The following is a 15,813-nucleotide window of genomic DNA, read 5'->3' as shown; positions in this document are numbered from 1 at the left end:
GCAAAGCGAAGCGTGCCCACCATTTGTCCGCGACCGTTGTCTTGAATGGTGGGCACGCGGAGCCTGTCATCGGGCGCGCATTCGCGCGACCCGGTGGCTTTGCCCACCCTACGATTTTGACTGCTCCGCACACGATCAGCGTGTGTCCAGCACGTCATCCCTAACGTTTGGCCCGGTCCTCCCAGTCCTCCCACTCGACATCATGGACTTCCAGGTAGCCGGAAACGGCTGCGCCGACGGTTGGGAAAAAGCAATTCTCGCCAAGCTGCGCCAACAGTCCGAATTTCTTCAGCCTGTCCTTTACGGGATCCTTGAGTTCGGCAAAACAAAGCTCGATACCTTGTGCGTGCAACGTCTCGTCCAATACGGCAAGCGTATCGCCGGCGGTGACGTCAACGCTGGTGACCGGCTCCGCCGCAACGACCAGCCAGCTTACAGGCGTCGGGGATTTCGCAACCGCGGCCAAAGCGCGCTCCTTGAAAAATTCAGCATTGGCGAAGAACAGAGGCGCATCCCATCGGAACAGAACCAGCCCGGGGATCTGGCGTGCATCCGTATATCTCGTGATGTCGTGATAGCCTTTGACGCCGTCGGCGCGCCCCAATACGGCGGAGTGCGGGCGCCAAGCGTCCCATAGAAATTCGGCAATGGCGATAGCGATTGCCAGACCTATTCCCGGAATCACTCCGAGCGCGACGACGCCGGCAAAGCAGACGATCGATAGCCAGAACTCCCACCGCTGAATGCGATAGATCCGTTTGAGGTCGGTAACCTCAATCAAGCTGATCGCCGCGGCGATGACGACAGCGGCGAGCGCAGCATTGGGCAAATACTGAAGGAGGTTTGGTGCCGCCAGCAGAAGAAAAGCGATGGCAAGCGCACCAACGATGCAGGTCAGTTGAGTATGGGCGCCGGCGGCTTCCGCAACAGGCGTACGCGAACTGCTGCTGCTGATCGGAAAACCTTGAAAAAGACCGGTTGCCAGATTGGCGGCGCCGAGCGCCACCATCTCCTGGTTGGGATCGACATGAACGCCCAGTCGTGCGGCATAGGCCCGCGAAAGCACGCTGGTATCTGCAAAAGATACCATGGCGATCGCGCATCCGCCGATCAGCACCGGGACTATATCGGCGGGGCCGATCCAGGGAACGGCGAAACCCGGCAGACCCTGCGCAAGGGGACCCAGAACGGCCACGCTGTAACGCGTCGTAAGGTCCAGCGCAGCGACAGCGGCGGTTGCCCCGACGACTGCAATCAGAATGCCCGGCAGCCGCTTGTATTTCTGGAGCAGCAGGATAACCGTCAACGTGCCGAGCCCGATCCCGAAGGCCACCCAGTTGGTTTTCCCTTCAAGGATTGCCCCGGTGATCGCCCACAAGCTCCGCAAAGATCCTTCGCTCTCGATCGAGAAGCCGAACAGCTTTGGTAGCTGGCTGATCAATGCGGTCAATGCAATTCCGTTCATGTAGCCGTAGCGTATCGGTTTGGAGAGCAGCTCGGTCACAAAGCCCAGGCGCGCGATGCCTGCCAGAATGAGTACCGCCCCGGAAACGATTGCCATCATGCCGGCCAAGGCTGCCGCGCGGACGGGATCGCCGCCCGACAACGGAACGACAACGCCAAGGATGATAGCTACAAGAGCTGAGTCCGGTCCCAGCACGAGGATGCGGCTCGGGCCGAACAATGCGTAGGCAAAGAGTGGAATGATGGTCGCGTACAGACCGTAGATGCCGGGCAAGCCCGACGCCTCCGCGTAGGCAATGCCAACCGGGACCAGCATGGCCGACAGCGCAAGCCCGGCGAGGATATCGTGCCTGAGCCACCCCGCTTCATATCGAAGGAAGGTACCCAGACCTGGCAGCCAGCGCATCCAATGCTTCATTGCCGGTCACTCCCAAGCCCGGCCGAGATTCAAACACTCGTCATGCCCGGACTTGATCCGGGCATCCATCGATCTTCGCAAGAAAGGTCGTTGGAGATGGATTGCCGGGTCAAGCCCGGCAATGACCGGGTGCTACCGCGGCGCGCGCTTGGCCAGAATGCGCTGCAGGGTGCGGCGGTGCATGTTCAGCCGCCGTGCGGTTTCGGAGACGTTGCGGTTGCACATTTCGTAGATGCGCTGGATGTGTTCCCAGCGCACGCGATCCGCCGACATCGGATTGGATGGCAGCTCGGATTTCTCGGTGCCGCTGGCGAGCAGCGCGGCGACCACATCGTCGGCGTCGGCAGGTTTCGAGAGATAGTCCACCGCGCCCATCTTCACCGCCGTGACGGCGGTGGCGATGTTGCCGTAGCCGGTCAGCACGATGGTGCGTGCCTCGGGGCGCTTGCGCTTCAGCGCCGACACCACGTCGAGCCCGTTACCGTCGCCGAGCCGCAGGTCCACCACGGCGAAGGCCGGCGCGGCCTTGTTGATCTGCGCCAACCCGTCGGACACGGTGTCGCACGACGTTACCGCGAAGCCGCGGGTTTCCATCGCGCGCGACAGGCGCTCCAGAAACGGCTTGTCGTCCTCGACGATCAGCAGCGAGCGGTCGGCGAGATCGTTCAGTTCGGCGATGGCGTTCAAGTCGACTATCCCCCGGTTGCGGATACACAAGGATATGGCGTGGCAATTTTGCGCTGCCAAGGCCCCCAAGGCTGATCGGTTCCCTTTCCCCAAGGCCCTGGGACGGTTCTAATCCGCTGGCCCGGCAGCACTTTCCTCGGTTTCGAAACGGACGCGGGGCCAGGCGATCTGCACCACGGCGCCGTGATCGGGAAAGGTCCGGTTGGAAAAGGAAACCCGGGCGCCGGTACGCTCCAGCAGCGTGCGGGCAATGAACACGCCTAGGCCGAGGCCGGCACGTTCGCGATGGGCCTCATCGGCGCTGCGGCGCCTTGATAAATAGGGCTCGCCGATCCGTTTCAGCATATCGGGCGCAATGCCTGGTCCATCATCCGAGATGATGATTTCGACCGTATCCGCGTTCCACCATGCGTTCACCTCGACGGTCGTCCGCGCGAAATCGACGGCATTCTCCAGGATGTTGCCGACGCCATAGAGAATTGCCGGGTTCCGAGCGCCGACCGGTTCCCGCGTAGCTGCGACAGCAAGCCGCACCCTGATCGCGACGCCAAAATCGCGATGCGGCGCGACCGCCTCCTCGATCAGCGTCGACAACGGCATGCGGTCGAACGGCGCACCGGACGAAGAAAGCTGGGTGATCTTGGCCAGAATGTCGCGGCAGCGCTGCGCCTGCTCGCGCAGGGTCTTCAGATCGGAGGCCAAGGGGTCGTTGTCGTCGATGGTCTTTTCCAGCTCCCGTGAAATCAGGAAGATTGTCGACAGCGGCGTGCCGAGTTCATGCGCAGCGGCCGCCGCAAGTCCGTCGAGCTGGGTCAGATGCTGCTCGCGCGTCAGCACCAGTTCCGTCGCGGCCAGCGCATCGGAAAGCTTCCGCGCCTCCTCGGTCGCCTGGAACGCATAGAGGCTGGTGACGCCGATCGCGAGCACGATCGAGAGCCAGACGCCGAACAGATAGATCGGCGGGAGCACCAGCGGGTCTTCGCTGTCCCAGGGCAGAGGCAGATGGAAGAACACCAGCGCCGAGGCGCAGGCGACCGCGAGCAGGCCGAGTCCGACCGTCATCCGGATCGGCAGCACCGTCGCCGAGATCAGGACCGGGCCGAGGAACAGAAATGAAAACGGATTCTGCAGGCCCCCGGTCAGGAACAGCAGCGCGGCCAGTTCGACGATGTTGAGCGCGAGTAGCGCCGCCGCATAGACCGGTTCCAGCCGCTGCATCGGATTGAAGGCAACCTGCAGCGCGAGATTCAGCAGTGCCGAAACGCCGACAATTGCGACGCAGGCAATGACGGGAAAGTCGAATTCCAGCCCATGCGCCACGATGAAGATCGCGGTGAGTTGGCCGAGCGCCGCCAGCCAGCGCAGCCGAAGGATCGTGTCGAGACGGACAAAGCGGTGTGGAAGGCGGAAATCGGAGGCTGCAACGTCTGACATATCCGGAGTTTAGCCGCGCGGGCGGATGATCACAAATTCGCGCGGTCATTCGGTCCAGTATGGGGGCCTGCATGGTTCGAGACGCCGCTTTCGCGGCTCCTCACCATGAGGGGATAGTTTCGTCCCTCATGGTGAGGAGCGCGGCAGAGCCGCGCGTCTCGAACCATGCAGGCCCGCCCGCCGCCAAGCCGTGCAAAGCCTTGCGCTGTCCGCCGTGATGGCCCAATGAACAGGTCGAAATGGTCAGTAGCGACGCCACGCCAGCGCAATCGCCTGCGGCCGGGCCGAAAAGCTCCGCCGCGATCGAGGTTGCGCATCTGATCAAGCTCTACAAGACCACCCGCGCGGTGGATGACATCTCGTTTCGGATCGCGCGCGGCAGCATTACCGGACTGCTCGGCGGCAATGGCGCCGGCAAAACCACGACCATCGCGATGATCATGGGGCTGGTGCTGCCGACGTCGGGGCGCATCCAGGTTCTCGGTCATGCCATGCCGGACGAGAGCGCCGAGGTGCTCGGCCGGATGAATTTCGAGAGCCCTTATGTCGACATGCCGATGCGGCTCACGGTCCGGCAGAACCTCACCATCTTCGGCCGGCTCTATGCGGTGGAGAATCTCGCCGACCGCATCGAGCAGCTCGCATCCGACCTCGATCTGAAGGATTTTCTCGATCGCGCCAATGGCAAGCTCTCGGCCGGGCAGAAGACCCGCGTCGCGCTGGCGAAGGCGCTGATCAACCAGCCGGAGCTGCTGTTGCTGGACGAGCCGACGGCTTCGCTCGATCCTGATACCGCCGACTGGGTGCGGCAGCATTTGCAGGACTACCGCAGGACCCATCACGCCACCATCCTGCTGGCGTCGCACAACATGCTGGAAGTGGAGCGGCTGTGCGACCGCGTCATCATCATGAAGCGCGGCCGCATCGAGGATGACGACAGCCCCGACCAGATCATGGCGCGCTACAACCGCACCACGCTGGAAGAGGTGTTCCTCGACGTCGCGCGCGGCCGGGTGGCGGAGGGGGCGTCATGAGCGAGATCGCCGCCCATCACGCTATTTCCTGGCATCGCATCCAGGCGATGGTGCTGCGCTACTGGTATCTGCTGATGTCGTCCTGGCCGCGCCTGTTGGAGCTGATCTACTGGCCGGCGCTGCAGATCATCACCTGGGGCTTTCTGCAGAACTACATTTCGCAGAACGACAATTTCTTTGCGCGCGCCGGCGGCACGCTGATCGGCGCGGTGATCCTGTGGGACATCCTGTTTCGCGGCCAGCTCGGCTTCTCGATCTCGTTTCTCGAGGAGATGTGGGCGCGCAACCTCGGCAACCTGATGATGAGCCCGCTGAAGCCGATCGAATTCCTGATCTCGCTGATGATCATGAGCCTGATCCGGCTGGCGATCGGCGTCATTCCAATGACGCTGCTGGCGCTGTTCTTCTTCGATTTCAATTTCTTCGCGATCGGGCTGCCGCTGATCGCGTTCTTCTGCAACCTGATCTTCACGAGCTGGTCGATCGGCATCTTTGTGTCGGGCCTGGTGCTGCGCAACGGGCTCGGTGCCGAGAGCATCGTCTGGACCTTGATGTTCGGCCTGATGCCGCTTGCCTGCGTCTATTATCCGGTCGCGGTGCTGCCGGACTGGCTGCAATGGCTCGCCTGGACGCTGCCGCCGACCTATGTGTTCGAAGGCATGCGCACGCTGTTGATCGATCACGTGTTCAGGGCCGACCTGATGGTCTGGTCGCTTGGCATCAACGCGGTGCTGTTCGTCGCCTCCTTTGCGATCTTCCTTGCCCTTTTGCGCAGCGCCAAACACCACGGATCTTTGCTCGGTGGTGGCGAATAAGTCACGGTTTCCCGTGGTTTTCCGGGGTCTTTAGACCTTTTGATGCGTGGACATAACTAATCGGTCCATTGACGCATTATTACGCATTCTGCACTATGCTGCGGCGCAAACAGAGGAAATAAAATGCCGATTGGTGAGTTTGGCGGCGCACCGCCGCTGGTGGCCGAAGGCAGTCCGGCACTCACAACGCCGATGTACTGGATGTACGAATTGGGCCACGCGTCGCTCAACCCGGCGCGCGCGGTGACCGATGCCGCCAAGATCCTGTTTCAAAATCCGCTTAATCCCTGGTCGCACACGCAGTTCGGCAAATCGATCGCCGCGGCCTGCGAATTGTTCGAACGCACCACCCGCCGTTACGGCAAGCCCGAATGGGGCCTCGACTTCACCGAGGTCAACGGCATCCGCACGCCGGTCGAGGTCCGCTCGATCTGGGAGAAGCCGTTCTGCCGCTTGCTGCATTTCGATCGCAAACTGACCCGGCCGCTGCGCGCACCCCACCCGCGCGTCTTGATCGTCGCGCCGATGTCCGGCCATTACGCGACGCTGTTGCGCGGCACGGTCGAGGCGTTCCTGCCGACGCATGAAGTCTACATCACCGACTGGTCCGACGCGCGCATGGTTCCTCTCACCGAGGGCCGCTTCGATCTCGATGACTATGTCGATTACGTCATCGAGATGCTGCACGTGCTCGGCGGCAACATGCATGTGATCGCGGTGTGCCAGCCTTCGGTGCCGGTGGTGGCGGCGGTTTCCGTGATGGAAGCCACGCGCGATCCGTTCGTGCCGCTGTCGATGACGCTGATGGGCGGCCCGGTCGATACGAGGCGCAACCCGACCTCGGTGAACAATCTTGCGGCCCAGCGCGGTATCGACTGGTTCCGCAACCACGTCATTACCAAGGTGCCGTTCCCGCATCCCGGCGTGATGCGCGACGTCTATCCGGGTTTTTTGCAGCTCTCGGGCTTCATCACCATGAATCTCGATCGCCACACCGACGCGCACAAGGCCCTGTTCAACAATCTGGTGAAGGGCGACGGCGACATGGTCGACAAGCACCGCGATTTCTACGACGAATATCTCGCGGTGATGGATCTGACGGCCGAGTATTACCTGCAGACCGTCGACGTCGTATTCGTCAAGCACGCGCTGCCCAAGGGCGAGATGACCCATCGCGGCAAGCTGGTCGATCCCTCGCAAATCCGCCGCGTGGCGCTGATGACGGTGGAAGGCGAGAACGACGACATCTCCGGCCTCGGGCAGACCGAAGCGACGCACGCGCTGTGCCCCGCAATTCCCGATCATCGCCGCGTGCATTACGTGCAAAAGGGCGTTGGGCATTACGGTGTGTTCAACGGTTCGCGATTCCGTTCCGAAATCGTGCCGCGCATCTCCGATTTCATGATGTCGGCGGCCAATACCATGATGTCAGAGGCTAATACGAAGATATCAGCGGCAAAGACCAAGCCAACATTGGTTCGTGCAGCCGAATAGTGCCCAGGCGGCACCGATTCCTAGCCGCCGATAAGTTGCTGAGAAGATTCAAACATTCCGGATTCTGGTCGAATCAAGGGGTGAGTTCAGACTCACTCCTTGGGGGTAGTTTTTGACCCTCGGTTCCACCCGAAATTCTGGGTTCCATCCCCATTCCCTAGAGGCTATTTGCCGCCAAGCCCCTGTATATTGGGCAAATGATTTGTTTTTGCGCCGAGCGATTTAGATGCGATTTCCCTGGCGGCGGATATGGCAGAATCCGGGCGAACTCCTGCTCCCCGGACTCCAAGACATGGCTACTCGCGCCCTCCTTTATCGGCGGCCCGCCGAACCCGCGACTCTTTTGGTCAAGCACGGCTCGCAAATCTTTGCGATCAGGTTGCGCCGGCACCGCCGCGCGAGGCGATACACCTTGCGCATTCATCCAACGGATCGCGAAGCCATCCTGACGATGCCGCCGCGCGGCACGATTATGGAAGCCAAGGATTTTGCGCAGCTTCACGGCGGCTGGATCGCCGCCCGTCTCGGCCGTCTGCCGAAGGCCGCGCCCTTTCAGGCCGGCACTGTCATACCGTTGCGCGGTGTGCCGCACCGGATCGTGCATCGCGCAGGCGAGCGCGGCACGGTGTGGACGGAAATCCGCGACAGCGGCGAAAGAATTCTCTGCGTGGCCGGCGACTACGAGCACATGGACCGGCGCGTCCACGACTTCCTCAAGCGCGAAGCGCGCAAGGACCTGCACAAGGCATCGCTCGCCTATGCGGCGTATCTCGGCGTCAGGGTCAGGCGGGTGTCGATCCGCGACCAGTCGAGCCGCTGGGGGTCGTGCACCTCGGCCGGCTCGCTGTCGTATTCCTGGCGATTGATCCTCGCGCCGCCCTATGTGCTGGACTATCTCGCCGCCCATGAGGTTGCCCATCTGGTCGAGATGAACCACTCGCCCAGGTTCTGGCGCGTCGTCGACCGCATCTGCGACCATGTCGAACGCGCCAAGCGCTGGCTCGATACCTATGGCAACGACCTGCATCGCTACGGGGTCGAGGATTAGTCGTTTCCGTCGTCCCTGCGAACGCAGGAACCCATACCGCGTGATCTGTCGAGAAAGCGTCGTTCGCAGACGCTCTGCGTAGCCAACTGTCACCGCAGCTTGCGGAAGCGAAGTTGTCTTCTGTCGCGCCCGTTACGCCGGCCGCGGCGTATGGGTCCCTGCGTTCGCAGGGACGACGACGAACATTTCGGACGAGACCTTACCTTCCAAACAGCCGGTCCACCAGCCAGCCATCCAGTCCCGCCGCCGCTTCCGGGCGAGCCGATGGATTCGGCGGCGGCGCGGACGTTCGCGCCGGCGGTGGCCGGTGCGAACTGCCTGATGGGGCCGGAGCCGGCGGGCTCGGCGCTGCGCTGACCTGCGATGCGGTCTGGAACAGGTTCGACAGAAAACCGCCGCGCTGCGAGTTCGGCAAACCCGCCACTGCCACGCCCTGATGCGCCGTGCGCATGAAGCGGGTCCACACTTCCACCGGCAGGCCGCCGCCGGTTGCCTTCTTGGTCGGTGAATTGTCGTCGTTGCCGAGCCAGACGCCGGTGACGAGGTTGGCCGTGTAGCCGATGAACCAGGCGTCGCGGAAATCCTGGCTGGTGCCGGTCTTGCCAGCGGCCATCCAGCCCGGGATTTCCGCCTTGCGCGCGGTGCCCGAGAGCAGCGTCTCCTGCATCATCGTGTTCATCATCGCGACATGGCGCGGCTCGATCACCTGGCCGAGCTGATCGGGTTGCCGCGCGTACAGCAGCTTGCCTTCATTGGTGCGGATCTTGGTCACGACATGCGGGGAGACGCCGAGCCCGCCATTGGCAAAGGGCGCATAGGCCCCGACCAGTTCGATGACCGACACCTCCGAGGTGCCGAGCGCGATCGAGGGATTGGCCTCCAGCTTCGATGAAATGCCGAGCCGGTGCGCGGTCCGCGCCACATTCTTCGGCCCGACTTCGAGCCCGACCCGCACCGCGACCGTGTTGAGCGACATCGCCAGCGCCTGCGTCAGTGTCACCGCGCCGAAATATTCATGGGTGTAGTTCTCGGGTCGCCATCCCTTGAGATCGAGCGGCGCATCCTGGCGGATCGTTTCCGGCGTCAGGCCGCCCTCGATCGCGGTCAGATAGATGAACGGCTTGAACGCCGAGCCGGGCTGGCGCTTGGCGGTGATCGCGCGGTTATACTGGCTCTCGGCGTAGTTCCGGCCGCCCACCATGGCGCGCACCGCACCGTCAGGCGCCATCGCCACCAGCGCGCCCTGTGTGACGTTGAACTTCACGCTCTTGGCGGCGAGCTCGTCGATGATCGCGGCTTCCGCGACGCTCTGCAGCTTCGGATCGATCGTGGTCTGGACCACGATGCTCTGGTCGATCTGGCCGACGAGGTCGTCGAGCACTTCGCCGATCCAGTCGGCGACGTAATTGACCGTGCCGGCGCCGGCCGGCTTCACATTGTACGAGGGATGTCCGATCGAGGCCTTGGCCTGCGCGTCGCTGATGAACTTGGCCTCCGCCATCGCCGCGAGCACGATCCGGGCGCGCTGCTCGGCGCCTTCCGGATTGCGGTTCGGCGCCAGCCGCGACGGCGACTTGACGAGGCCCGCCAGCATCGCGGCTTCCGCGACCGTGACGTTCCGGGCCGACTTGCCGAAATAGCGCTGGGCCGCGGCCTCGACGCCATAGGCGCCGGAGCCGAAATAGACGCGGTTGAGGTAGAGTTCGAGAATTTCGTTCTTGGAGTGCTTGCGCTCCAGCCACAGCGCGAGCTCCACCTCCTGCAGCTTGCGTGCCATCGTGCGTTCCTGGGTCAGGAACAGGTTTTTCGCGAGCTGCTGCGTCAGCGTCGAGCCGCCCTGCGAGACGCCGCGATGCAGGATGTTGGTGACCGCGGCGCGCGCGATGCCGACGGGGTCGATGCCGTAATGCGAATAGAAGCGGCGGTCTTCTATCGCGATGAACGCCTTCGGCAGATGAGGCGGCAGATCCTTCAGCGCGACATTGGTGCCTGCCATTTCGCCGCGTGTGGCGAGCACGCTGCCGTCGATGCCGACGATCTGGATGGTCGGCGGGCGCTTTGGAACTTCCAGCGACTGGATCGCCGGCAGATGCGCGCCGACCCAGACCACGACGCCGATGATCGCGATCGCCGCCCACAGGCCGAGCACCGCGCCCCAATAGATCAGCCGGCCGAACCTGATCCGGCCGCGCGATTTCGCACGCCGCTTCGCGCCGCCTCTCGCCGGACGCGGCTTGCGCTCGCGCGGCGGCGGCTCGTCGTCGTCCTCTTCGGGTTTGCGCTTCGGCACTGGCTTCTTCGGTTTGTCGTCGTCGCCGTCGGTGGCGGCCGGAATGCGATCTTCGGGAGAGAGGCGCAGGTCGGCGAGCGCGGCCTGAAGGCCGAATAGCGGCTCCTTGCGTGCGCCGCTCTTTTTCCGTCCCCACGCCATGACAAACGCCGTTCACACCCGTCCTGCTGCAGGCTAGCGACGGCTGTTTAAGGGTCGGTTACCGAAAGGTTAACGCGGGATTAGGAGGTGCGGCGGGGGCATATTAGGATGGGTGCAAACCACCGCGTTCCCGGGGGAAAATGACATGGGCCATATCGATCCGACCAAGGAAGTTTTCGCGCAGTTTCGGGCCAATGACCGGCCGGGTCCCATCCACATGCTCAACCTGGTCCGGCTGCGTGCGCAGGCGGCCTATCCCGACGGCCGCAAGGCGACAGGGGCGGAAGCCTACGCGGCCTATGGGCGCGAAAGCGGCCCGGTGTTCGAACGGCTGGGCGGCCGCATCGTCTGGCAGGGCAGGTTCGAACTGATGCTGATCGGACCGCAAGACGAATGCTGGGATCATTGCTTCATCGCCGAATATCCAAGCGTCGCCGCATTCGCCGAGATGATCCGCGATCCCGTCTACCGCGAAGCCGTGAAGCACCGCCAGGCCGCGGTCGAGGATTCCCGCCTGATCCGGCACGCGGTGTTGCCCATCGGCAAGACGTTTGGGGAGATACCGAAGTAAGTGGCGATTTCGTAGGATGGGTGGAGCGAAGCGATACCCATCAATGCCGTTGACGCAGGTTCTTGCGATGATGGGTTTCGCTGCGCTCTACCCATCCTACAAAAAATCGGCGGTCCCGAGGGACCGCCGATCGCTTCTTTCCGCCGATCGTTTCGATTGGGTCGCCGTGACTAGCCCGCCGCGCCCTTGTCCTCGAGGATCGGGCCGAACATCTCCCAACGCTCGCCGTTGAACTTCATCATCTGCAACTGCTTGTTGACGCGGTAATCGTCCGGCGTGGTGTTGACCGAGATACCCGGCAGCAGCAGGTCGAGCTGAACGTTCTTCAGGCTGGTGGCCTGTTTCAACACGTTCTCGCGGGTCAGGTTGTCGCCGCATGCCTTCAGCACATGGATCAGCAATTGCGTGGTCACGTAGCCATAGGCGTTGAAGTTCGAGTCCTTGTCGCCGTCAGGATAGTACTTCGCCATGAACTCGAAATACTTCTTCATGCCGGCGTCGTCCTTCCAGGTCGGATCGAGCGGATCCTTGGCGTAGTTGACGCTGATCACGCCCTTGGAAGCTTCGAGGCCCGCCGGCTTCATCACGGCGCCGACCGAGGTGGCGTTGATGTCAAGGATGTGCACCGGCTTCCAGTTGAGCTCGGCGATCTTCTTGATCGCCTGCGCCGCCGGCTTCGGCGTCGTCGCCGAGAAGAACAGGTCCGCGCCGGCGTCCTTGATCTTGAGGATTTGCGAATCGATGGTCGGGTCGGAGACTTCGTAGGAAGCTTCCGCCACCACCATCTTCGCTGCCTTGTCGCCGAGGCCGGCCTTGATGCCGTTCAGGTAATCCTTTCCGAGATCGTCGTTCTGATAGAGGATTCCGACCTTGGCGTTCGGATATTCCTTCAGGATGTACTGGCCGTAGATGCGCCCCTCGACGAAGTAGTTGGGGTTGAAGCCCATCGTCCACGGAAAATTCTTCGGGTCGGTGAACTTCGATGCGCCGGTCGCGGCGAAGAGCTGCGGCACCTTCTTGGCGTTGAGATATTTCTGCACCGCCGCGTTCGAGGGCGTGCCGAGGAGTTGGAAGGTGAGCAGCACCTCGTCGCTCTCGACCAGCTTGCGCACCTGCTCGACCGCCTTGGGCGGCGAATAGGCGTCGTCATACTGGACCAGATTGATCTTGCGGCCGTTCACGCCGCCCTGATCGTTGATCATCTTGATGTAGGCCGCCTGGGTCTTGCCGATCGTGGCATAGGAGGAGGCCGGTCCGCTGAATGGATTGGTCTGGCCGATCTTGATCTCGGTATCGGTCGCGCCGGTATCGTATTTCTTCTGCGCCGACGCCGTCGAGACCGACAGCGCAAGCGCGAGCGCCGTGCCGGTGACCAGATGGAAAATACCCTTCCGCATATTGATGCATTCCTCATGTGTTTATGATTGAGCCGATGATCTAGCCCTTGGCTGTAATCAACCCAGGCGGACGCCATCGCTGCGCCGATACTGGCGGAAGCCATGTTGCATTGCAAGGCGCGTCGCGTGGCGACGAAGACAGTGGGTTCCATCTGCACAAAGGACGTTCGCCAAACAATAGTGCACGCATGACGCACGACGGCAGGCTCGTAATCTCTTGTCCCGGACGCGGCGCAGCGTGGAACGCTGCGCCGCAGAGCAGGGACCGACACACGACGGCACCGGGTCCCGGCTCTGCGGAGCAGCGCTACGCGCCGCACCGCGTCGGGGACACGCAAGTGCCAAAAGCCTAACCCGCCGGTCCAGTATCCTCGATGATTGGGCCGAACAGTTCCCAGCGCTCGCCGTTGAACTTCATCATCTGCATCTGCTTGTTGATGCGGTAGTCGGTCGGCGAGGTGTTGGTGACCATGCCTGGCAGCGACAGGCTGCCGGTGACGTTCTTCAGATTGGCGGCCTGCTTCATGATGTTTTCGCGCGTGAGATCATCGCCGCATTGCTGCAGGATCTTCACCAGCAATTCCGCGGTCGCATAACCGTAGACGTTGACGGTGTTGAGCTTGTCGCCCTCCGGATAATATTTGTCCATGAAGGCGAAATAGGCCTTCATGCCGGGATCGTCCTTCCACGTCGGATCGAGCGGATCCTTGCCGTAGTTGGTGGAGATGATGTCCTTGGAGATATCGAGGCCTGCGGGCTTGAGCGTGGCGGAGATCGGGCTCGCATTGATGTCGAGGATGTGGACCGGCTTCCAGCCGAGGTCGGCGACCTTCTTGATCGCTTGCGCTGCGAATTTCGGCGTTGAGGCATCGTAGAGCAGGTCGGCGCCGGCGGCCTTCAGCTTGACGACCTGCGAGTCGATGGTCGGGTCGGTCAGCTCATAGGAGGTTTCGGCGACGATCATCGACGCGGCCTTGGAGCCGAGCCCTTCTTTTAGGCCCGTGACGTAGTCGCGGCCGAGATCGTCGTTCTGGTAGAGAATGCCGATCTTGGCGTTCGGATGATTTTTCAGAATGTATTTTGCGTAGATGCGTCCTTCCGACTGGTAGTTGGGATTGTATCCCATCGTCCAGGGGAAGTTCTTGGGATCGGTGAATTTCGACGCGCCGGTGGCGGCGAGGAGCTGCGGGACCTTCTTGGCGTTGAGGTACTTCTGGACGGCGGCGTTCGACGGCGTGCCGATGATCTGGAATGTGAACAGAACCTCGTCGCTCTCGACCAGCTTGCGCACCTGCTCGACGGCTTTCGGCGGCGAGTAGGCGTCGTCATACTGGATCAAATTGAGCTTGCGGCCGTTGATGCCACCCTGCTCGTTGATCATCCTGAAATAGGCGGCCTGCGTCTTGCCGATGCCGGCATAGGCCGACGCCGGTCCCGAGAACGGAACGGTCTGGCCGATCTTGATTTCGGTATCGGTGGCGCCGGTATCGTATTTCTTCTGCGCGTTCGCTGGCGACGTCAGCGCGACCGCAAGCGCCATTCCTGCGATCAGATGAAGAACGCTACTTCTCATATCGCTGCTCCCTCATATTGGCCGATGATCCTGTGCCGGCCATCGGTTGGGATGGCCGGCCGTCATCGTTGGAAGGGAGTGTGGCGGAACGGTTTTGCCAATGCAAGCTGCAGTGTTTTCGCGAAGCATGCCTTCGGTGAAGGTCCTCACGCCGGCCAGAGCAGGATCAAGGCGAGCGCCGCGGGCGCGGCCTGCACGTAGAGGATCCGGCGGCTGACGGTCGCCGCGCCATAGGCGCCTGCCACGATAACGCAGAGCAGAAAGAACACCTTGATCTGGAAGGCGAAGGCCGGATTGGGGTGGAACAGGCCCCAGACCAGGCCTGCAGCCAGGAAGCCGTTATACAGGCCCTGGTTGGCGGCCAGCACCGCCGAATCCCTTGCCTTCTCGATCGGGTTGCGGAAGATCTTCAGGCCCAGCGGCTTGTCCCAGAGAAACATCTCCAGCACGAGAAAAAACACGTGCAGCGCGGCAACCACCGCGACCAAAACGTTGGCGATGAAAATCATGTTGCGGTCCCCCAACCGGCAGCGGAATTCGGGTGGACGCTAGCACGCGGCGGGTGAAAAATACGGGACGCTCGCCGATATTTTTCAGGGAATGACGATGCCAGAGAGCTTCAACCTCGATCGCCTGCCAACGCCAATCGGGACGGCGCTGCTGGTCACCGATGCGGACGGCCTGCTCCGCGCGATGGACTGGGAGGATTATGAGTCGCGCATGCAACAATTGCTGCGATTGCATTATGGCGCGGTCAATCTGAAGAACGGGCGGGGGCCGCGAGAGTTGCGCGCTGCATTGACCGGCTATTTCAGGGGCGACCTCGATCGCCTCGCCGCGATCAGATGGCGCGTCGCCGGCACGCCGTTCCAGCAGAAGGTCTGGAATGCATTGCCGAAGATTCCGGCAGGGACCACGCTGAGCTACAGCGCGTTGGCGGCGAAGTTGAAGATGCCCAAAGCCGTCCGCGCCGTCGGTCATGCCAACGGCTCCAATCCCATCAGCGTGGTCGTGCCCTGTCATCGCCTGATCGGCGCCAGCGGTTCGCTGGTGAAGTACGGCGGCGGACTGGAGCGCAAGCGCTGGTTGCTGCAGCATGAGGGCGTGCAGATTGCGTAAGATGGGTGGAGCGACTTGTCTCGCGTAACTCAACGAGCGTGGTCGGAAGCGAAGCCCAAACCTCGGGCGTATTGCGTCGCGAGAATGCGCAAGCTCGTTCAGCCGTCATTGCGAGCGCGGCGAAGCAATCCATCTATCCCTGTGCTGAGCTATGGATTGCTTCGCCGCGCTCGCAATGACGTGGAGAGAGCGGGGCCCGCATCCTTCGAGACGGCGCTGCGCGCCTCCTCAGGATGAGGTCTGAGACCCTCACGGTGAGGAGCGCGGCAACGCCGCGCGTCTCCGGACGATGCTGCGCATCGCCGGGCGAACCATGAGGCCGCCAGGC

12 protein-coding genes and 1 pseudogene are annotated in these 15,813 nt (G+C 62.4%); 6 read left to right on the top strand and 7 right to left on the bottom strand.

The annotated features are described in order from the left end of the window. Positions 1-160: 160 nt before the first annotated feature. From sulP to GWE18_RS26280, 3 genes are all read right to left on the bottom strand, one after another. Positions 161-1,882: a sulfate permease gene (gene sulP, locus GWE18_RS26290; RefSeq protein ID WP_275188597.1), complete on the bottom strand. Its 1,722-nt coding sequence runs from the start codon at positions 1,880-1,882 to the stop codon at positions 161-163. Between the two features lie 132 nt (positions 1,883-2,014). Further along, complete coding sequence (locus GWE18_RS26285; RefSeq protein ID WP_275188596.1) at positions 2,015-2,569, bottom strand: ActR/PrrA/RegA family redox response regulator transcription factor; 555 nt, start codon at positions 2,567-2,569, stop codon at positions 2,015-2,017. 108 nt (positions 2,570-2,677) lie between these two features. Beyond that, positions 2,678-4,003 carry an ActS/PrrB/RegB family redox-sensitive histidine kinase gene (locus GWE18_RS26280; RefSeq protein WP_275188595.1) on the bottom strand — a complete coding sequence of 442 codons (1,326 nt, stop codon included), beginning with the start codon at positions 4,001-4,003 and terminating at the stop codon, positions 2,678-2,680. Positions 4,004-4,242: 239 nt separating this feature from the next. On the opposite strand from GWE18_RS26280, the gene GWE18_RS26275 reads away from it, so the two are divergent. The 4 genes and pseudogenes from GWE18_RS26275 to GWE18_RS26260 all read left to right on the top strand — a co-directional run bounded on the left by GWE18_RS26275 (position 4,243) and on the right by GWE18_RS26260 (position 8,394). After that, the gene (locus GWE18_RS26275; RefSeq protein ID WP_275188594.1) at positions 4,243-5,037 is read left to right on the top strand and encodes an ABC transporter ATP-binding protein; all 795 of its coding nucleotides are present in this window, start codon (positions 4,243-4,245) and stop codon (positions 5,035-5,037) included. Beyond that, positions 5,034-5,852: an ABC transporter permease gene (locus GWE18_RS26270; protein ID WP_275188593.1), complete on the top strand. Its 819-nt coding sequence runs from the start codon at positions 5,034-5,036 to the stop codon at positions 5,850-5,852. The genes GWE18_RS26275 and GWE18_RS26270 overlap by 4 nt, the downstream gene beginning before the upstream one ends. A gap of 123 nt (positions 5,853-5,975) precedes the next feature. Continuing rightward, a complete protein-coding gene (gene phaZ / locus GWE18_RS26265; protein ID WP_275188592.1) occupies positions 5,976-7,346 on the top strand; it encodes a polyhydroxyalkanoate depolymerase in 1,371 nt (456 codons plus the stop codon). A 197-nt stretch (positions 7,347-7,543) separates the two neighbouring features. Next, positions 7,544-8,394, top strand: a pseudogene (locus GWE18_RS26260) (SprT family zinc-dependent metalloprotease). 199 nt (positions 8,395-8,593) lie between these two features. Here GWE18_RS26260 and GWE18_RS26255 read toward each other — a convergent pair. Continuing rightward, positions 8,594-10,825 (bottom strand): penicillin-binding protein 1A, encoded by a 2,232-nt coding sequence (locus GWE18_RS26255; protein ID WP_275188591.1) that lies wholly within the window; start codon positions 10,823-10,825, stop codon positions 8,594-8,596. 145 nt (positions 10,826-10,970) lie between these two features. Here GWE18_RS26255 and GWE18_RS26250 point away from each other — a divergent pair, with 145 nt between their 5' ends. Further along, on the top strand, positions 10,971-11,396 hold the full coding sequence (locus tag GWE18_RS26250; protein ID WP_275188590.1) for a DUF1330 domain-containing protein: 426 nt from the start codon (positions 10,971-10,973) through the stop codon (positions 11,394-11,396). Positions 11,397-11,566: 170 nt separating this feature from the next. On the opposite strand, the gene GWE18_RS26245 is transcribed toward GWE18_RS26250, so the two are convergent. The 3 genes from GWE18_RS26245 to GWE18_RS26235 form a co-directional block, all read right to left on the bottom strand. Beyond that, positions 11,567-12,793, bottom strand: coding sequence for an ABC transporter substrate-binding protein (locus GWE18_RS26245; protein ID WP_275188589.1), 1,227 nt, complete (start codon positions 12,791-12,793; stop codon positions 11,567-11,569). A gap of 349 nt (positions 12,794-13,142) precedes the next feature. Further along, entirely contained in the window at positions 13,143-14,366 is a 1,224-nt protein-coding gene (locus tag GWE18_RS26240) for an ABC transporter substrate-binding protein (RefSeq protein ID WP_275188588.1), read from the bottom strand. A gap of 146 nt (positions 14,367-14,512) precedes the next feature. Next, positions 14,513-14,875: a DUF1304 domain-containing protein gene (locus GWE18_RS26235; RefSeq protein ID WP_275188587.1), complete on the bottom strand. Its 363-nt coding sequence runs from the start codon at positions 14,873-14,875 to the stop codon at positions 14,513-14,515. 91 nt (positions 14,876-14,966) lie between these two features. On the opposite strand from GWE18_RS26235, the gene GWE18_RS26230 reads away from it, so the two are divergent. After that, entirely contained in the window at positions 14,967-15,485 is a 519-nt protein-coding gene (locus tag GWE18_RS26230) for a methylated-DNA--[protein]-cysteine S-methyltransferase (protein WP_275188586.1), read from the top strand. Positions 15,486-15,813 lie beyond the last annotated feature (328 nt).

It is taken from the genome of Bradyrhizobium sp. CSA112 (genome assembly GCF_029051645.1).
Classification (GTDB): Bacteria; Pseudomonadota; Alphaproteobacteria; order Rhizobiales; family Xanthobacteraceae; genus Bradyrhizobium.
The sequence above is the reverse complement of the archived record's forward strand: the minus strand, read 5'-3'. Positions and strand labels throughout refer to the sequence as shown.